The 18,087-nt window shown below is 70.5% G+C and carries 12 protein-coding genes; 5 read left to right on the top strand and 7 right to left on the bottom strand.

All coding sequences use genetic code 11. From position 1 onward, the window contains the following. Positions 1 to 75: 75 nt before the first annotated feature. The 4 genes from ACFWXQ_RS33345 to ACFWXQ_RS33330 form a co-directional block, all read right to left on the bottom strand. A complete protein-coding gene (locus ACFWXQ_RS33345) occupies positions 76 to 3,879 on the bottom strand; it encodes a multifunctional oxoglutarate decarboxylase/oxoglutarate dehydrogenase thiamine pyrophosphate-binding subunit/dihydrolipoyllysine-residue succinyltransferase subunit (protein ID WP_386269823.1) in 3,804 nt (1,267 codons plus the stop codon). Between the two features lie 296 nt (positions 3,880 to 4,175). Continuing rightward, positions 4,176 to 5,240, bottom strand: coding sequence for an ATP-binding protein (locus tag ACFWXQ_RS33340; protein ID WP_200401516.1), 1,065 nt, complete (start codon positions 5,238 to 5,240; stop codon positions 4,176 to 4,178). Between the two features lie 386 nt (positions 5,241 to 5,626). Next, positions 5,627 to 6,364 carry a response regulator transcription factor gene (locus tag ACFWXQ_RS33335; protein ID WP_383949309.1) on the bottom strand — a complete coding sequence of 246 codons (738 nt, stop codon included), beginning with the start codon at positions 6,362 to 6,364 and terminating at the stop codon, positions 5,627 to 5,629. A 112-nt stretch (positions 6,365 to 6,476) separates the two neighbouring features. Beyond that, on the bottom strand, positions 6,477 to 7,190 hold the full coding sequence (locus tag ACFWXQ_RS33330; RefSeq protein ID WP_383949312.1) for a spermidine synthase: 714 nt from the start codon (positions 7,188 to 7,190) through the stop codon (positions 6,477 to 6,479). Between the two features lie 178 nt (positions 7,191 to 7,368). On the opposite strand from ACFWXQ_RS33330, the gene ACFWXQ_RS33325 reads away from it, so the two are divergent. Further along, complete coding sequence (locus ACFWXQ_RS33325; RefSeq protein ID WP_383949315.1) at positions 7,369 to 8,286, top strand: rhomboid-like protein; 918 nt, start codon at positions 7,369 to 7,371, stop codon at positions 8,284 to 8,286. On the opposite strand, the gene ACFWXQ_RS33320 is transcribed toward ACFWXQ_RS33325, so the two are convergent. Further along, the gene (locus ACFWXQ_RS33320) at positions 8,225 to 9,106 is read right to left on the bottom strand and encodes a hypothetical protein (protein WP_383949317.1); all 882 of its coding nucleotides are present in this window, start codon (positions 9,104 to 9,106) and stop codon (positions 8,225 to 8,227) included. The two genes, ACFWXQ_RS33325 and ACFWXQ_RS33320, sit on opposite strands and share 62 nt — an antisense overlap. A 213-nt stretch (positions 9,107 to 9,319) precedes the next feature. Here ACFWXQ_RS33320 and lon point away from each other — a divergent pair, with 213 nt between their 5' ends. Then, complete coding sequence (lon, locus tag ACFWXQ_RS33315) at positions 9,320 to 11,737, top strand: endopeptidase La (RefSeq protein ID WP_383949320.1); 2,418 nt, start codon at positions 9,320 to 9,322, stop codon at positions 11,735 to 11,737. A 76-nt stretch (positions 11,738 to 11,813) separates the two neighbouring features. Here lon and ACFWXQ_RS33310 read toward each other — a convergent pair whose 3' ends face one another. Beyond that, the gene (locus ACFWXQ_RS33310; RefSeq protein WP_383949323.1) at positions 11,814 to 12,623 is read right to left on the bottom strand and encodes a lysozyme; all 810 of its coding nucleotides are present in this window, start codon (positions 12,621 to 12,623) and stop codon (positions 11,814 to 11,816) included. A gap of 286 nt (positions 12,624 to 12,909) precedes the next feature. Between ACFWXQ_RS33310 and ACFWXQ_RS33305 the strand changes: the two genes are divergently transcribed. After that, entirely contained in the window at positions 12,910 to 13,416 is a 507-nt protein-coding gene (locus tag ACFWXQ_RS33305) for a MarR family winged helix-turn-helix transcriptional regulator (RefSeq protein WP_383949366.1), read from the top strand. 146 nt (positions 13,417 to 13,562) lie between these two features. On the opposite strand, the gene ACFWXQ_RS33300 is transcribed toward ACFWXQ_RS33305, so the two are convergent. Next, positions 13,563 to 14,348: a protein phosphatase 2C domain-containing protein gene (locus ACFWXQ_RS33300; protein WP_383949326.1), complete on the bottom strand. Its 786-nt coding sequence runs from the start codon at positions 14,346 to 14,348 to the stop codon at positions 13,563 to 13,565. 356 nt (positions 14,349 to 14,704) lie between these two features. Here ACFWXQ_RS33300 and ACFWXQ_RS33295 point away from each other — a divergent pair, with 356 nt between their 5' ends. Then, positions 14,705 to 17,587, top strand: a complete 2,883-nt coding sequence (locus tag ACFWXQ_RS33295; protein WP_383949329.1) for a nitrate- and nitrite sensing domain-containing protein — start codon at positions 14,705 to 14,707, stop codon at positions 17,585 to 17,587. Then, on the top strand, positions 17,584 to 18,084 hold the full coding sequence (locus tag ACFWXQ_RS33290; RefSeq protein WP_383949332.1) for a roadblock/LC7 domain-containing protein: 501 nt from the start codon (positions 17,584 to 17,586) through the stop codon (positions 18,082 to 18,084). The genes ACFWXQ_RS33295 and ACFWXQ_RS33290 overlap by 4 nt, the downstream gene beginning before the upstream one ends. The last annotated feature ends 3 nt before the right edge of the window (positions 18,085 to 18,087 follow it).

The raw sequence follows: 18,087 nt of genomic DNA, 5'->3' as shown, positions 1-18,087 counted from the left end.
GGACAACGGAAAAGGGCCCGGCCCCGAGTCCTCAGACTCGGGGCCGGGCCTTGTGCTTGCGCGGTGGCGAAGCCGTCAGGCCTCGAACACCTCCCGCACCAACTGCTCCTGCTCAGCCTGGTGCCGCTTCGCCGAGCCCACGGCCGGTGAAGAGGACGCCGGGCGGGAGATCCGCCGCAGCCGCTCCCCGTGAGGAACGTCCGCGCCGACCGCCAGGTCCAGGTGGTCGATCAGGTTGAGGGCGATGAACGGCCAGGCACCCTGGTTCGCTGGCTCCTCCTGGGCCCACAGGTACTTCTCGGCGTTCGGGTACTTGGCGATCTCCGCCTGGAGCTCGGCACCCGGGAGCGGGTACAGGCGCTCGATGCGGATGATGGCCGTGTCCGTGGAGCCGCGCTTGATGCGCTCCCCGTCGAGGTCGTAGTAGACCTTGCCCGCCGTGAAGACGACCTTGCGGACCGCCGACGGGTCCACGGACGCGTCGCCGATGACCGGGCGGAAGCCGCCCGTCGTGAACTCCTCCGCCTTCGACGCGGCCGCCTTGAGGCGGAGCATCGACTTCGGGGTGAAGACCACCAGCGGCTTGTGGTGCGGGTTGTGCACCTGCCACCGCAGGAGGTGGAAGTAGTTCGACGGGAGGGTCGGCATCGCGACCGTCATGTTGTTCTGCGCGCAGATCTGGAGGAAGCGCTCCGGGCGCGCGGACGAGTGGTCCGGGCCCTGGCCCTCGTAGCCGTGGGGGAGCAGGAGGGTGACGCCCGACGTCTGGCCCCACTTCTGCTCCGCCGACGAGATGAACTCGTCCACGACCGTCTGGGCGCCGTTGACGAAGTCGCCGAACTGCGCCTCCCACATGACCAGGGACTCCGGCCGCGCGAGCGAGTAGCCGTACTCGAAGCCCATCGCCGCGTACTCGCTGAGCAGCGAGTCGTAGATGTTGTAGCGGGCCTGGTCCTCGGACATGTACTGGAGCGGGGTGAAGTCCTCGCCCGTCTCCCGGTCGATCAGCACCGCGTGGCGCTGGCCGAAGGTGCCGCGGCGGGAGTCCTGGCCCGAGAGGCGCACCGGGGTGCCCTCAAGGAGCAGGGAGCCGATGGCCAGCGTCTCGCCCATGCCCCAGTCGATCGTGCCGTCCTCGACCATCGCCGCGCGGCGCTGCAACTGCGGCAGCAGACGCGGGTGGACGGTGACGCGCTCGGGGATGTTGACCTGGGACTCGGCGATCCGCTTGACGACCTCCTGGGAGACCGCCGTGGTGACGGTCACCGGGAACTCGGGCTGCGCGTCCGGGACATGGGCCTCGGCCGGCGCGTTCGCCGCCTCGCGGACCTCCGTGAAGACCTTCTCCAGCTGGCCCTGGTAGTCCTGGAGGGCCTGCTCGGCCTCTTCCAGGGTGATGTCGCCCCGGCCGATCAGCGACTCGGTGTAGAGCTTGCGCACCGAGCGCTTCTTGTCGATCAGGTCGTACATCAGCGGCTGGGTGAAGGCCGGGTTGTCCGACTCGTTGTGACCGCGGCGGCGGTAGCAGATGAGGTCGATCACCACGTCCTTGTTGAACGCCTGACGGAACTCGAAGGCCAGCCGCGCGACGCGGACCACGGCCTCCGGGTCGTCGCCGTTCACGTGGAAGATCGGGGCCTCGATCATGCGGGCCACGTCGGTCGAGTACATGGAGGAGCGCGAGGACTCGGGCGCCGCCGTGAAACCGACCTGGTTGTTGATGACCACGTGGACCGTGCCGCCGGTGCGGTAACCCCGCAGCTGCGACATGTTCAGGGTCTCCGCGACCACGCCCTGGCCCGCGAAGGCCGCGTCGCCGTGCAGGGCGACGGGCAGGACCGTGAAGTCCGTGCCGCCCTTGTTGATGACGTCCTGCTTGGCGCGGACGACACCCTCCAGGACCGGGTCGACCGCCTCCAGGTGCGAGGGGTTGGCGGCCAGCGAGACCTTGATCTGCTCGCCGTCCAGACCGGTGAACACGCCCTCGGCGCCCAGGTGGTACTTCACGTCACCGGAGCCGTGCATCGACTTCGGGTCGAGGTTGCCCTCGAACTCGCGGAAGATCTGCGCGTACGACTTGCCGACGATGTTCGCCAGGACGTTCAGGCGGCCGCGGTGGGCCATGCCGATGACGACCTCGTCGAGGCGGGACTCCGCCGCGCTGTCGAGGACCGCGTCGAGCAGCGGGATGACGGACTCGCCGCCCTCCAGGGAGAAGCGCTTCTGGCCGACGTACTTCGTCTGCAGGAAGGTCTCGAAGGCCTCCGCCGCGTTCAGCCGGCGCAGGATGCGCAGCTGCTCCTCGCGCTCCGGCTTGGTGTTCGAGCGCTCGATGCGGTCCTGGATCCACTTGCGCTGCTTCGGGTCCTGGATGTGCATGAACTCGACACCGGTGGTGCGGCAGTACGAGTCGCGCAGGACGCCGAGGATGTCGCGCAGCTTCATCATCGACTTGCCGGCGAAGCCGCCGACCGCGAACTCGCGCTCCAGGTCCCACAGGGTGAGCCCGTGCTCGGTGATGTCCAGGTCGGGGTGCTTGCGCTGCTTGTACTCCAGCGGGTCGGTGTCGGCCATGACGTGGCCGCGGACCCGGTAGGAGTGGATCAGCTCGAAGACACGCGCGGCCTTCGTGACGTCGTCGTCGTGCGAGGCGTCGATGTCCTTGAGCCAGCGGACCGGCTCGTACGGAATGCGCAGGGCCTCGAAGATCTCGTCGTAGAAGCCGTTCTCGCCGAGGAGGTAGTTCGCGACGATGCGCAGGAACTCGCCCGACGCGGCGCCCTGGATCACCCGGTGGTCGTAGGTCGACGTGAGCGTCATGACCTTCGAGATGCCGAGCTTGTTCAGGGTGTCCTGGGACGTGCCCTGGAACTCCGCCGGGTAGTCCATCGAGCCGACGCCCATGATGACCGACTGACCGGGCATCAGACGCGGGACCGAGTGGACGGTGCCGAGGCCGCCCGGGTTGGTCAACGACACGGTCACGCCCGTGAAGTCGTCCATCGTCAGCTTGCCGTCACGGGCGCGGCGGACGATGTCCTCGTAGGCCTGCCAGAACTCGAAGAAGTTCAGCGTCTCGGCCTTCTTGATGCCCGCGACGACCAGCTGGCGGTCGCCGTTGGGCTTCACCAGGTCGATGGCGAGGCCGAAGTTGATGTGCTCCGGCTTGACCAGCGTCGGCTTGCCGTCCTTCTCCACGAAGGAGTAGTTCATGGACGGCATGGCCTTGATGGCCTGCACCATCGCGTAGCCGATGAGGTGGGTGAAGGAGATCTTCCCGCCCCGGGCACGCTTCAGGTGGTTGTTGATGACGATGCGGTTGTCGAAGAGCAGCTTCACCGGGACCGCGCGCACGGACGTGGCCGTGGGCAGCTCCAGCGAGGCGTTCATGTTCTTCGCGACCGCGGCGCTCGGTCCGCGCAGCGTCACGTACTCCGGGCCCGCGGGAGCCTCCGACGCCGGTGCGGCCTTCGCGGCGGCCGGCTTGGCCGCGGCGGGCTTCGCCGGAGCCGCGGCAGGAGCGGCGGCGGGCTTCGCCGGTGCGGCGGCCGCGGGCTGCGGCGCCGCGGGTGCGGCCGGGGCCTGGGCCGGAGCGGCCTGGGCCGGAGCCGCGGGCGCGGCAGGTGCGGCCGGAGGGACCGTGGTGGTACCCGCGGCCCCCGCGGCCGCGGCACCCGACGGGGCCGAGGCGGCTACGCCGCCCGGCTTGTAGTCGGCGAAGAAGTCCCACCAGGCTCGGTCTACCGAATTCGGGTCCTGGAGGTACTGCTGATAGATCTCGTCGACGAGCCACTCATTGGGACCGAACGCAGCAGCGGGGTTCTTCCCGGCTTGGTCCTCGGTCGAGGTGCTCGAGTTACTGGGGGACTGTGGCGACACGGCGGCAACCGCCCTCTTCCGCTTCACAAGGTGATGGACAGCGGGAATAAAGGCTACGCCTCCCGGACCGCGTAGGTCAGGCCGGGCCTGGTCATCGTCGCGTAAGTCACATCGAAAAGCGTGTTTCGGTGGTGGAAATGGCGGGAAACAAGCGAGGTTCCGATGCGGAACCGACACGTCGGGTCAGGACTGCGGCCCCGAAAGGCCGAGCCTCCGTACGAGGACCGCGCGATGACACGTGTCCTGCTGCCCGATCACACGTTTCACACATGGATCTTGGGCTCTCGATTTGAACCCTACGTCAACCTGTCAAGCGAAGGCACGCCCGGAAGAGTGACCTGGATCCGGCAGCCACGCGGGGATTCGGCCACACCGATCCGGCCGCCGTGCAGATCCACCGCCCAGCGGGCGATCGCGAGCCCGAGGCCCGTACCGCCGTCGCTGCCGGGACCGTGCGGGGCGGCCACGCCGCCGCGGTTGAACCGCTCGAAGACCCGGTGCCACTCCGAGCGCGGGATGCCCGGCCCCTCGTCCAGGACCTCCAGGTCCAGCGACTCGTGTCCCTCGCCGCGCCTGGCCTTCACGGTGACGCGGCCGTGCGGCGGGCTGTGCTTGACCGCGTTGTCGATGAGGTTGGCGACGACCTGGTGTATCCGCTCCGGGTCCGCGTGCGCGGTCAGCTCGGGCGGCGAGACGTCCAGGTGCAGATGGACGTCCGTACGCGTGTGACTGCCGGAGCCCGAGGCGATGCCCGCGCGCGCGGAGGCGACCATGTTGGCCTCCTTCAGCACGCCGGACAGGTACGGCCACACCTCGAAGCGGCGCTTGCGCAGCGGTACGACGCCGTTGTCCAGGCGGGAGAGGTCGAGAAGCGTCTCCACGAGCCGCCCCAGCCGCTCCGTCTGCTTCAGGGCCGTACGCATCGTCTCGGGGTCGGCGGCGGAGACACCGTCCACCACGTTCTCCAGGACCGCGCGCAGTCCGGCGATGGGGGTGCGCAGCTCGTGGGAGACGTTCGCCACGAGTTCCTTGCGCTGGCGCTCCTGGGCCTCCAGGTCGTCGGCCATGCGGTTGATCGTCTGGGCCAGGTCGCCCAGTTCGTCGCGGCGGTCGGCGCCCCTGACCCGGCGGGTGTAGTCGCCGTGCGAGATGCCCCGGGCCACGGTGTTCATCTCGTCCAGCGGGGACGTCAGCGAGTGCGCCACGAACTGGGTGATCAGCAGGGTCGCGATCACCGAGAAGACCGTGATGAAGCGCAGCTCCGTCTCGGTGCGCACCGCGATCATCAGCAGACCGGTGGTGATGAAGACCGAGACGACGACCAGAGCGCCGAGCTTCGTCTTGATCGAGAAGGGCCGCATCTCGCCCCAGGTGTCCGTCGCCGACACGGCCGCGGAAGCGGTACCGGTGGCCGGCATCGCCGCGGAGGCGGGGCCCGTCCCGGAAGCCACGCTCGAATCGGGCGCCGGGCTCAAACCGGACACCGAGCCCGAACCGGTACCGGCATTGATACCGCTACCGACACCGGTATGGGGCGGTGAATCCGGACCGGGGCCGACGAACGCACCCGTACCCGAGCCGGCATGCGGCCCCGAGTCCGAGCCGGTGTGGGAACCCGTACCCGAGCGCCTGCCCGGGCCCGGTCGCCTGCCGAACGGCGAACGGGAACCCGCACCCGCCAGCACGCTCCTGCGCCACGCACCGATACTGCTCATCACTTCCGCCCCCTCAACCAGGGTGCCCGACTCTAGGGTGTCGGGGTCTCCAGCGCGTAGCCCACGCCATGAACCGTACGGATGCGCTCGGCGCCGATCTTCCGGCGCAGCGCCTTGATGTGGCTGTCCACAGTGCGGGTGCCGGACGCGTCGGCCCAGTCCCACACCTCGGCCAGCAGCTGCTCGCGCGAGAGCACCGCGCGCGGCGTGTTCGCCAGGCAGACCAGCAGGTCGAACTCCGTGGGCGTGAGATGCACGTCCTCGGAGCGCACCCGGACCCGGCGCTGCGCGTGGTCGATCTCCAGCTCGCCGAGCCGCAGAATGCCCGAGCGCGGTGTCGACGCGGCCAGCGCGGCGCGCTCCACGCGTCGTAGCAGAACGTGCACGCGAGCGGCCAGCTCGCGCATCGAGAACGGCTTCGTCATGTAGTCGTCGGCGCCCACGCCGAGCCCGACCAGCATGTCCGTCTCGTCGTCGCGCGCGGTGAGCATCAGCACCGGCACGGGACGGGCCGCCTGCACCCGCCGGCAGACCTCCAGGCCGTCGAAGCCGGGCAGCATGATGTCCAGGATCAGCAGGTCCGGCTGCCATGCCTCGGCCGTGTCGACGGCGGCCGGCCCGTCACCCGCCGTTTGCACGAGGAATCCCTCGGCACGCAGACGGGCGGCGATGGCGTCCACGATCGTCGGATCGTCCTCGATCACCAGTACCCGGCGCTGAGCGCCCGGCGTGGCCGCCGCGCCGTTCTGGGAGGTGTGTGTCTGCTCCATCGCCCGCCCCTGAGTGTGCTTTCCGGAACCAGTGGGGTGGTTCCATGACTGCGCTTGACGCTTGAATGATCGGCGTCAGGTCAGCAGAGTACGGGCAGTGACCGCCGCTCGGCTATCCAGGCCCGATCGCGAGATGCACGACGTCCGGAACGCCCCGGGCAACCGGGATCTCTTCGGTACGCACCTGTCGGAACCCGGCATTCCCCAAGGTTCTTGCGAAATCAGACGAGGGCTGGGCGGACCACACGGCCAGTACCCCGCCGGGCCTCAACACCCTTGCGCACGCCGCGAGTCCGGCCGCCGAATAGAGGTTTTCGTTGCCCTCCGTGACGGTCCACTCGGGTCCGTTGTCGATGTCGAGGCACAGCGCGTCGTACGTGTCGGACGTCTCATTGACGTATGCGACGAGATCCGCCTCGATGATCTCCGTGCGCGGATCCGTGAGCGCCGGCGACGAAAGCCCGGCGAGCGGCCCGGCCCGGTGCCAGTCGATGATGGCCCGCTCCCGTTCGACGACGGCGATCCGGCCCCAGCGCGGCTCGGCGGCCGCGTGTGCGAGCGAGAAGCCGACGCCCAGGCCGCCGATCAGGACGTCGGGCCCCGGCCGTCCGTCCAGCACGCCGAGCGCGGCCTCGACCAGCCGTCTCTCCGAGCGTCCGTCGGAGGTGTCCATGAGAAAACAGCCGTTGGCGATGATCTGCAGCAGCCCGCCGTGACGGCGGAGCACGACCTCGCCGTGCGGCCCCTCGCGACGGTCGATGACTTCAGGGGCGCCGTAGGAAGCGCCATGGGAAGCGTCGTAAGAGGTGTCGTGCGAGCTGCTCATGCGGCCATCCTGGCAACTTCCCCCGACACGAGCAGCTGAATTGCGCCGGGCATCCGAGTTGCGCCGGGGCCGCGCCCGACCATCAGAGACGGCTGTGAATCGGCCCTTCCGTGGCGCCCGTCACAGACAGCCCGGCCGTGCGAAGCTGAGGGTGGGGGTGACGGAAGGAGCCCCCACGGTGAAAAGGCCTGAGACGAGCGGCGCGGAGACGACGAACCCCGCTGCCCCCTCCGCCCCCTCCGCAGCGTCCGCCCCCTTCGCCTCCACCGCCGGTCCGGACGCCGTTCGCGCCGTCGATCCGTACGCCGCTCCCGCCGCGGGGCTCGACGGCATTCCGCGGCAGCGGCCTCTCGCCGTCGAGAGCGCGCACGTCGCTGTCGCCGGGAGCGCGTCCGCCGGTGCCGGGAGTGCCCGGCCCCTGACGGCGCCCCCTCGCCGCGTGCGGCCCTGGCGGCTGCTGCCCACGCCCACCGGAACCCCCTTCACCTTCGGGTACGCGGTCGTCCTCGCGGTGACCTCTCTCGTCGCCGAGTACGCGGATCCGGACCTGATGGACCGGGTGCTCCAGGCGTCCAGTACCGATGTGGCGCATCTGGCGCAGTCGCCGGTGCGCGTGCTGGTGGCCAGCGCGCTGTGGATCGCGGGCGGCCTCACCTCGGTGTACGTGATCGCCTTTCTGCTGGTGCTCACCGCCTTGGAGCGGCGGATCGGCGGGTGGCGTACGGCGGGCGTCTTCCTGCTGGGCCACGGCCTGGCGACGCTGGCCACCGAGATACCCGTCGGCCTCTCCGTCCTCGCCGGGCATCTGCCCGAGAGCTCGCTCCACCGCTACGACTACGGCATCAGCTTCGGCGTCGCCGCGAGCGTCGGCGCGCTGGCCGGGCTGCTGACGCCCTGGCTGCGCCGGACCGTGCTCGCGGTGTTCGGCTGGATGGTCGTCGGCGACCTGATCGCCTTCACGGATCCGATGACGAACTGGGGACACCTGATGGCCCTGGCCATAGGGGTGGCCACCTGGCCGCTGCTGCGACGGGTCAGCTCCAGGACGATGACCGGGTCCACGGAGACCCCTCGTACGGCACGGGCCTGCCCGTGAACGCGTCGAGGAGCATGCGTTCGCCGACCGGCCGGTCCAGTTTCACGGTCACCTTCTTCGCGCGCAGGTCCGCTGTGCAGGGACCGTCGGAGGGGTTGCGGAACCAGGCGGAGAACACCACGTTGTCCTTGCTCTCCAGCACGGCGACGCCGGGGCCGTCGTCACAGGACCCGTGGTGGGCGCGCAGGACGACGGTCCGGCCGTCCCGCGACACCGAGTCCAGTCCGGCGAGCTCCCACAGGTCGGACGTCAGGTCCCGGACGGGCTTGACCGGGGGCCTGGGAAGCTTCGAGGGGACGACCGCGACGCGCTTGAGCGGCGTGTCGTAGCCCTTGATCGTGAAATGCCAGGCGGGCACCGTCGCCGACCCCCGGCTGGTGTGGATCGTCATCTCCCCGAGCCGCGCACCGGTCACGACGAGCCGGGGCCCGGGACTGGAAGCCCCGCCGACCTTCTCGTACGCATCCCGCGCGGAGACGACCGGAACCGCCAGCGAGCCGCCGCTCCGCCAGCGGACCTCACCCTTCTTCGACGGGGCGCCGGGCAGGGAACCGCGGACCTCGAAGTTCTGACGCTCGTACGCCTGCTTGTCGGCGTCGTTGTGGAACGCCCCCTCGGGCAGCCGGACCGGGTCCCCCAGCGGGAAGTAGCCCTCACGCCACACTCGCGCGGCCTCCGAGCCCTCCCAGGCGTCGGAGACCTGACGCGCGCGTTCCGCGGTACGGGCCGGGTCGTGCTGTGAGCCGCCGTCGGCGTACTTGTCCCCGCATCCGGAGACTCCGACGGCCGCTGTGACGAACAGGCCTGTGACGACGAGCAACCTACGCAGTCGAGCGGTCCACATGATGCCCCCGAGGCAGACGACTGGAACGGACAAGGAATCCGAACGCTGCACCTGTGACGCACCGGCCGGGCGAGACGTTCACCGGCATTCGGCGACGCGATCGCTCACAGCGAACAGCGTCTGGGGAACAATCGGAGGCTCACATGCATTGAGTCGGCATAGCTCAACTTGAATGCCGAAGGGGAGATCATGACTTTGACGTCCGAACCGCTCACTCTGCCCGTGCTGCCGCTCGACGACGAGGTCGTGCTGCCCGGCATGGTGGTGCCCCTGGACCTCAACGACGCCGACGTACGCGCCGCGGTGGAGGCCGCACAGGCCGCCGCGCGCTCCAGTGGAGGAAGCAAGCCGAGGGTGCTGCTTGTTCCGCGGATCGACGGGACGTACGCGAACACGGGCGTGCTCGGCACGGTCGAGCAGGTCGGCCGCCTCGCCGACGGCGACCCCGGCGCCCTGATCCGCGGTCGCGGCCGGGTGCGCGTGGGCGCCGGCACGACCGGCCCCGGAGCCGCTCTGTGGGTGGAGGGCGTCCAGGTCGAGGAGACCGTGCCCGACCCGCTGCCCGGCGCCGTGACCGAGCTGGTCAAGGAGTACAAGGCGCTGGCCACCAACTGGCTGAAGAAGCGTGCCGCCTGGCAGGTCGTGGACCGCGTCCAGGCCATTGACGACGTGTCCGCGCTCGCCGACAACTCCGGCTACTCGCCGTTCCTCACGACCGCCCAGAAGGTCGAGCTCCTGGAGACCGCCGACCCGGTGGCCCGGCTGAAGCTCGCCACCGAGCAGCTGCGCGAGCACCTCGCCGAGCAGGATGTCGCCGAGTCCATCGCCAAGGACGTACAGGAAGGCGTGGACAAGCAGCAGCGCGAGTTCCTGCTGCGGCGCCAGCTGGAGGCCGTCCGCAAGGAGCTGCGCGAGCTGAACGGCGAGGCGGAGGGCGAGGAGTCCGACGACTACCGGACCCGCGTCGAGGCCGCCGACCTCCCCGAGAAGGTCCGCGAGGCCGCGCTCAAGGAGGTCGAGAAGCTGGAGCGCTCCAGCGACCAGTCGCCCGAGGGCTCCTGGATCCGCACCTGGCTGGACACCGTCCTGGAGCTCCCCTGGAACGAGCGCACCGAGGACGAGTACGACATCCAGGGTGCCAAGGCGATCCTGGACGCCGAGCACGCCGGCCTGGACGACGTGAAGGAGCGGATCACCGAGTACCTGGCCGTGCGCAAGCGGCGCAACGACCGGGGTCTGGGTGTCGTGGGCGGCCGCCGCGGTGGCGCCGTGCTCGCGCTCGTCGGGCCTCCCGGCGTCGGCAAGACCAGCCTCGGCGAGTCCGTCGCGCACGCCATGGGCCGCAAGTTCGTCCGGGTCGCCCTGGGCGGCGTACGGGACGAGGCGGAGATCCGCGGACACCGGCGTACGTACGTCGGCGCGCTGCCCGGCCGGGTCGTGCGGGCCATCAAGGAGGCCGGGTCCATGAACCCGGTGGTCCTGCTTGACGAGATCGACAAGGTGGGCTCAGACTTCCGCGGCGACCCGGCCGCGGCGCTGCTCGAAGTCCTGGACCCGGCGCAGAACCACACCTTCCGGGACCACTACCTGGAGGTCGAACTCGACCTGAGCGACGTGGTGTTCCTCGCCACGGCCAACGTGCTCGAAGCCATCCCGGAGGCCCTGCTCGACCGTATGGAGCTGGTGCGGCTGGACGGCTACACCGAGGACGAGAAGGTCGTCATCGCCCGGGACCACCTGCTGCCGCGTCAGCTGGAGCGGGCCGGTCTGGAGAAGGCCGAAGTCACCCTGGACGAGAGCGCGTTGCGCAAGCTGGCCGGCGAGTACACACGGGAGGCGGGCGTCCGCACCCTGGAGCGGTCCGTCGCACGGCTGCTCCGCAAGGTCGCGGCGCAGCACGAACTCGGCGAGCGGGAACTGCCGTTCACGGTCGGCGCCGACGATCTGCGCGCGCTGATCGGACGGCCGCACCACGTGCCCGAGTCCGCCCAGGACCCGGCCGAGCGCCGCACCGCGGTGCCGGGCGTGGCGACGGGCCTCGCGGTCACGGGCGCGGGCGGAGACGTCCTCTTCGTGGAGGCGTCGCTTGCCGACCCGGAGACGGGCGCGTCGGGTCTGACCCTCACCGGTCAGCTCGGTGACGTCATGAAGGAGTCGGCGCAGATCGCGCTCTCCTTCCTGAGGAGCCACGGAGCCGAGCTCGAACTGCCGGTGGGTGATCTGAAGGACCGGGGTGCGCACATCCACTTCCCGGCCGGCGCGGTCCCGAAGGACGGCCCGAGCGCCGGCGTCACCATGACGACGGCCCTCGCCTCGCTCCTGTCCGGCCGCCTGGTCCGTACGGACGTGGCCATGACGGGTGAGGTCTCGCTCACCGGCCGGGTGCTCCCGATCGGCGGAGTGAAGCAGAAGCTGCTCGCCGCGCACCGGGCCGGGGTCACGACCGTGATCATCCCGAAGCGCAACGAGGCCGACCTGGACGACGTCCCGGCCGAGGTCCTGGAGAAGCTCGACGTCCACGCGGTAACGGACGTCCGCCAGGTCCTGGAACTGGCGCTCGCCCCGGCGACGAACGGCGCGGCGACGGAGGTTCCGGTGGCGGCGTGACGGACGTCCACCGGTAACGCAAGGCCCGGGTCCCTCTTCCTGAGGGGCTCGGGCCTTCCGCGTAGGTACGCGTGGGTCAGCCGTTGGCCAGGGCCACCACCCTGTCCAGGGCGCCGTTGAACCTGTTGTGGTCGCCGACCGTCGGGCCCGAGGACGTGTACTGCCACATCGTGTAGTAGCTCCAGCCGGCCGGGAGTGTGCCCACCGCCGAGGCGTAGCGGGCGATCCAGAGCGGATTGGCGGAGGCGAAGCCGGCGTAGTTGCCGGTGCACTGGGTCCACCAGCTGGTGGCCGTGTAGATGACGGCGTCGCGGCCGGTGCGGGCCTTGTACTGGTTCAGGAAGTCGCGGATCCAGGTGACCATCGCGCTCTGCGTCTTGCCGAAACAGGCCGCGCCGTACGGGTTCCACTCGATGTCGAGAGCCCCCGGCAGGGTCCTGCCGTCCTTGGACCAGCCGCCGCCGTGGTCGACGAAGTAGTTGGCCTGGGCGGCACCGCCCGTCGTGTCGGGGGTCGCGAAGTGGTACGCGCCGCGGATCATGCCGACGTTGTACGAGCCGTTGTACTGCTGGGCGAAGTAGGGGTTCGTGTAGTACGTCCCCTCGGTGGCCTTGACGTAGGCCCACTTGACCCCGCTGGTCCACAGGGTCGACCAGGCGACGTTGCCCTGGTGGCTGCTGACGTCCACGCCCTCGGTCTGCGTGGCGTCACCGGGGGTCGGCAGGCCGCCCTGGCCGTCGTGCGGGATGACGCCCATCCCCATGTGGGCGGAGCCCCGGGGCGGGACGTCGGCCGCCTGGGCCGGGAGCGGGAGGGTGAAGGCGAGGAGGAGAGAGGCCAGGGAGAAGAGGGCTGCGAGCAGTGATCGGGATCTGTGCACGGGCATTGCATGCCTCCGAGGGCTCGACGTGGTCGAGGGTGCGGGAACGTGCGCGAAGGTGCCGGTACGTGATTGAAGGTGCCGGAACGTGCTCGAAGAGTGCTCGATGTGGGTAGTGGCGTGGGCATGCCACAGAGTGCCCACAAGCGAAGCTACGCGCCGCTGCGACCGGGCGGAAAGAGGGGCCGGAGGCTGCCGTTGGTCTATTCCTGCGAAATACTGGCTCAGCTGCGGCAATGGCGGTCTTTGGCGGAAACTTTCAGGATCGGGAAACCGGGTCATGGGTGCTGACGTGCACGAGGGCGGAAACGGCGAGGGGCACCGGACGGAATCCGGCGCCCCGGCGAGTGGTGTGGACCAGGGCGGGGTGGACCAGGAGTTCCTTGCCCTGGAACGTGAGCTGACCGTTCTGCTGCGGCGCGCCCGCGCCTCCTCCGGTGAGATGGTCCGTGAGGTCCATCCCGACCTGGAGTCCTCCGCGTACGGTCTGCTCGTGCGGCTGGAGGAACTCGGTCGGCAGCGGGCGACGGAGCTTGCCGCCTACATCGGTGTCGGCAAGGCCACGATGTCGCGGCAGCTGCGGGCGCTGGAGGAGATGGGCGTCGTCGCCCGAGAGCCGGATCCCGCGGACGGGCGGGCCTGGCTCGTTCATCTCACGGAGGAGGGGCGGGTGCGGTTTCGTGCCGTGCGGGATGCTCGGCGGGCGCGGTATGTGCGGGAGCTTGCCAGCTGGGATCGGAAGGAAGTGGCTGAGCTGGCGCGGTTGTTGCATCGGCTGAACCGGGGTGTTGAGGGCTGAATGGGGTCCCTCCCGGGGGTTGTTCGTCGGCTGCCGGTTGGTTGTGGCTGAGCGCGCAGTTCCCCGCGCCCCTAGAAGACGCGCGGTTCCCCGCGCCCCTAAGAAACGCGCGGTTCCCCGCGCCCGTGACGGGGCGTCCCCCTCACTCACAACTCCACGTACGCCACCGTCGCGTCGTCGTGGCGTTTCGAGCGGCGTAGGAACACGCGTTCCGTGTCCGCCAGTTCCAGGGCTCGTACGCGGTCGATCAGGGACTGGCCGCCCCCCTTGCGGATCAGGGCGAACAGGTCCGGCCAGTCGCCCTCGTGGAACTTGTCCGTCCAGCGGGTCGCGCCGTCCGTGAGGGCGGCCAGGGCGCGGACTTCGGAGCGGGGGAGGGCGCCCGTCACCGCTCGTGACGCGACGGAGGGGTCCGCCGCCGCCGTGAAGAAGCCGCCCTCCTTGTTGCGGAGGGTGGCGTCCGTGGCGGTGTGGGAGGTCAGGGTGGCGCGGGGGACTCGGGAGAGGCGGTCGTCGAGGAGCGGGGTGACCTCGCCCGCGGGGGATTCCACGAGAAGGGCCGAGTCCGAGAGGACGAGGTACTCGACGGATTCCGGGGACCAGCGGGCCAGGACGACGGTTGCCTGTGGGGTGCGTGGGTGAGAAAGGTCACAGGTGGCCCGATGGGCGTCGGCGGTACGCAGGATGGCTTGCGCGAGCACCTCAACCAGTGTCAGATCTCGCCGTGAAACGGACAGTTCGTGCAGGGATCCGCCCAGGCGTGCCGTGAACCAAGGGACGGAATGCAGACAGGCGTAGTCGGTGGACGGCGGCGTCACACCGTCCAGGACGACGAGCGAACCGCCCTGTCCGGAGGCGGGAAGTCCGAGTGACGCGTAGTCCTCGTCGGGGCGGGCAGGGTCACCGGGGACCGAGATCAGTTCCGAGCGCATTCGGCCAGTCTGCACGAGGCCTTCACAAGCTTCGCCAAAGGCTGGCAACCGTGCTCGAATCGCCCCTGACGGGCAGGTCAGGCGCCTGTTTTGGGGTGGAATCACCGACTCCGTTGAAGCGTGGTGGCGCATCTTGCCATCGGTCGCTGTGGACGTCCAACCGGCCCGCCGCGCAAGGGTGTCGCACGCGCCACGGGAACTTGCCGGTCCGCTCCTCGGGGATGTTCACTCCTTCGTGTGGCGGGTCAGGCGATGCGCGACCACTGCCCACCGGCACTGGGAGGGTCGGGAGCCGTACCGGGACGACACGCGAGTTGACGGACAGTCACCCGGGCCCATGGGGACACGAGTCAAGAATGCGAGCACCGGTGCAGAAAATGCGGCCTCGGCGCAAAGGCAGGCAGTCGGCCTCGGGTGAAGCCTCCGGGCACACGCCGAACTCGCCTACCGCACAGAACATCCCGGACCCCGCAGGCCGCGGTCGCCCGGCACACGTACGCAGTCGGCTGATCATCGCCGTCGCCGTCGTGGCCGCCGCGATCGCCGGAGCCGGTACCCCGTCCGTGATCGCCGCGTCGAGCGAGCTGAACGACTCGCAGAACCTGGTGACGCTCGCCGGACGCACCCAGGACGCGCTGGCCCTCGCCCACTCGCTCTCCGACGAGCGCGACGAGGTCACCTCCTACATCGCGGCCGGCCGCCCCGACGGCAAGGGCCCCTCCGAGCGCCGCAGTGCCCGTGTCGACCGGCAGGTCGAAGAACTCCGCGCGGCAGCCGTCGAGGCCGACGCCCCCGCGGCGTTCCGCGAGACGCTCGACGGCATCGCCACCGTGCGCCGGGCGGCGCTCACCGGGAAGAACACCGCTCTCGAAGCGCATCAGGCGTACTCCGCCGCCCTCACCGAACTCCACGGCCTCGCCGAGGAACTGGCCGAGCAGCTCCCGCCCCGCGCGGGCGCCGGCGCGCACGCCCTCGCCGACCTCGACACCGCGGTCCAGCAGGCCGCCGCGACCCGCGGCCTCCTCCTCGCGGCGCTGAACGTCCCCACCTCCACACAGACCGACACCGACCCGATCACGGGCCTGCCCACGACGAGCACCACGTCGACGGCCGCGGACACCAAGCAGCGCAACGCGCTCACGGCAGCCGCCATGCAGTCCAACGTCCGTGAGCAGGCGGCGATCACCGGCTTCCGCGAGACCGCGCCGAAGGCCGACCGCGCCTCGTACGACTCCACGGTGACCGGCGCCGAGGTCAACACCGCCGACAAGTACCTCGCCAGCCTGGCGACCCGGCCCACCCTCTCCGACTCCCAACTCGGCACCGACACCAAGAAGCTGGACGCCGCGCTCTCCGCCCGCGTCGAGCAGATGCGCGGTGTCGAGGCCTCCCTCAACACCCAACGGGCCAAGGAACTCGCCCAGTTGAGGGACGACGACGTCACCGCGCTGGAGATCCGGATCGCGATCCTCGGCGCCCTGATGCTGCTCGCCGTCGGCGTCGCCACGGGAATGGCCCGCTCGCTCACCCGCCCGCTCGCCGTACTGCGCCGCGGCTCGGCCCGGCTCGCCGCCGACCCGGCCACCGAGGAACCGGTCAGGTTCACCGGCCGCAACGACGAGTTCGCCCAGGTCGTACGCTCCGTCAACACACTCCACGCGCACGCCCTCGCGGCCCACGAGCGGCTGGCGACCCTGGAGGACGACCGCAAGCACCTCATCGGCAAGCGCCAGAAGATGGCCGACGAGCGCGACCGGCTCCGCTCCGAACTCGCCGACGCGGTCGCCCACTTGGAGCAGGTCCGCAGCAGCATCCACGGCACCTTCGTCAACCTCGCCCTGCGCACCCTCGGCCTCGTCGAGCGCCAACTCGGCGTCATCGAGGGCCTGGAGGAGCGCGAGCAGGACCCCGACCGCCTCGCCACCCTCTTCCGGCTCGACCACTTCGCCACCGTCATGCGCCGCCACAGCGAGAACCTGCTGGTCCTCGCGGGCGCCGACCACGGCCACCAGCACCCCGGCCCGGTCCCGCTCGTCGACGTCGTACGCGCCGCGGTCAGCGAGATCGAGCGGTACGAGCGGGTACGGATCGCCGCGCTGCCGCCGCACGCGCACCTCGCCGGATTCGCCGCCGACGACATCAGCCACCTGGTGGCCGAACTCCTGGAGAACGCCTCGTCGTTCTCGCCGCCCGACATGCCCGTCGAGGTCTCCGGCTGGCTCCTGGAGAGCGGCGAGGTCATGCTCTCCGTCCAGGACGAGGGCATCGGCATGACCGGCGACCGGCTCACCCAGCTCAACGCCCGCCTCGCGGACTTCGACCCCGAGGACGCGTACGACCAGGAGAGCGGCGAGGGCCTCGGGCTCGGCCTGTACGTGGTGGCCCGGCTCGCCCACCGGCACGGCGTGCGGGTGCAGTTGCGCGAGCAGAAGCAGGGGGGCATCACGGCCGTCGTCGTCCTGCCCAAGTCCCTGCTCGCCGCCGCGCCCGCCGTCGCCGTGCCCTCCGCGACCACCGCCCGCACGCCGGGCGGCGCCCCCGCGCTCTCCCTCCCGGGAGCGGACGCCGAGGTCAACTCCAACGTCCTGTACGCCCGTTCGGACCGCGACCCGCTGATCGCGGCGGCGGAGGAGTCCCTGCGGGACACCGGCGACGAAGCCCACGAGGACGCGAGCCCGCAGGGTGGCACCGAGGAGGAGCAGCCCTCCGAGCCCGTAGCCACCGGCCCCGAGACGACCATGGTGCTCATGGCACCGGTACCCCCGGCCGAGGACCTCTCCGAGCCCGGTGCCCGCGAACCCGAGGCCCGCGAACCGGGGGTCGCCACCCCGCCCGTCAGGCTCCCCGCCCAGACGAGCACCGACCCGTACGCCATCGGCCCGGACGCCCACGAGCGCGTCCCCGACGAGCCGCACCAGCCGCGGCCGGCGTACGAACCGCAGACAGGGAACGAACCGCAGGAATCGCACGCACCGCAGGAACCGGACGAGCCGGTCACCGACAAGGGGCTGCCCAAGCGGACCCCCAGGATCTCCGCGCCCGCCCCGGCGGCGAGGCCGCGCAACGCGTCCGTGGACGCCGAGGCCCTGCGCCGCAGGCTCGGCGGCTTCCACCGGGGCGCGAACCACGGCCGCCGTGACGTCGAAGCGGAGATCGCCGAACAGACGTCGGGGCTGCAGCAGCCCGCCGCACATGCCGTAGAAACCAAGGGGGACACAGTCGAGGAGGCAAGCAGTTGATCGCGCCCAGTACCTTCGGACTGAGCAGTGAAGCCCGCAATCTGCACTGGCTGCTGACGAACCTCGTCGAGGAGGTGCCGGGGCTCCTGTCGGTCGCGGTGGTCTCCTCCGACGGCCTGCTGCTGCTCTCCTCCGACCCCGGGAGAAACGCCGAGGCGCGTCGCAGCACGGAGAAGCGCGCGAGCCCCAAGGGCTCGGCGGCGGACCTGGCCACCATCGTGTCCGGCATCGGCAGCCTCGCCATCGGCGCCGCCAGGCTGATGGACGGCGGCGGCGTCAAGCAGACGATGGTCGCGATGGAGGACGGCGGCCTGTTCGTCATGTCGATCAGCGACGGCTCGCTGCTCGGTGTGCACGGCGCCCCGGACTGCGACATGAGCGTCGTCGCGTACCACATGGCGCTCTTCGTGGGCCGGGCCGGACACGTCATGACCCCCGAACTCCGCAGCGAACTGCGGCAGTCGATCGAGGCCACGACGATGGAGGCGGCCAAGTGAACG

Source organism: Streptomyces sp. NPDC058697 (assembly GCF_042715345.1).
Lineage (GTDB): Bacteria > Actinomycetota > Actinomycetes > Streptomycetales > Streptomycetaceae > Streptomyces > Streptomyces liliifuscus.
This window is presented reverse-complemented; position numbering and strand designations above follow the sequence as displayed.

What these genes read in the sequence shown, in the direction of transcription:
- ACFWXQ_RS33340 (WP_200401516.1), bottom strand. Translation starts at nt 5,240, where the DNA reads ATGCGGCCCTTCTCGATCAAGACGAAGCTCGGCGCTCTGGTCGTCGTC.
- lon (WP_383949320.1), top strand. Translation starts at nt 9,320, where the DNA reads ATGACTTTGACGTCCGAACCGCTCACTCTGCCCGTGCTGCCGCTCGAC.
- ACFWXQ_RS33335 (WP_383949309.1), bottom strand. Translation starts at nt 6,364, where the DNA reads ATGGAGCAGACACACACCTCCCAGAACGGCGCGGCGGCCACGCCGGGC.
- ACFWXQ_RS33330 (WP_383949312.1), bottom strand. Translation starts at nt 7,190, where the DNA reads ATGAGCAGCTCGCACGACACCTCTTACGACGCTTCCCATGGCGCTTCC.
- ACFWXQ_RS33300 (WP_383949326.1), bottom strand. Translation starts at nt 14,348, where the DNA reads ATGCGCTCGGAACTGATCTCGGTCCCCGGTGACCCTGCCCGCCCCGAC.
- ACFWXQ_RS33310 (WP_383949323.1), bottom strand. Translation starts at nt 12,623, where the DNA reads ATGCCCGTGCACAGATCCCGATCACTGCTCGCAGCCCTCTTCTCCCTG.
- ACFWXQ_RS33295 (WP_383949329.1), top strand. Translation starts at nt 14,705, where the DNA reads ATGCGAGCACCGGTGCAGAAAATGCGGCCTCGGCGCAAAGGCAGGCAG.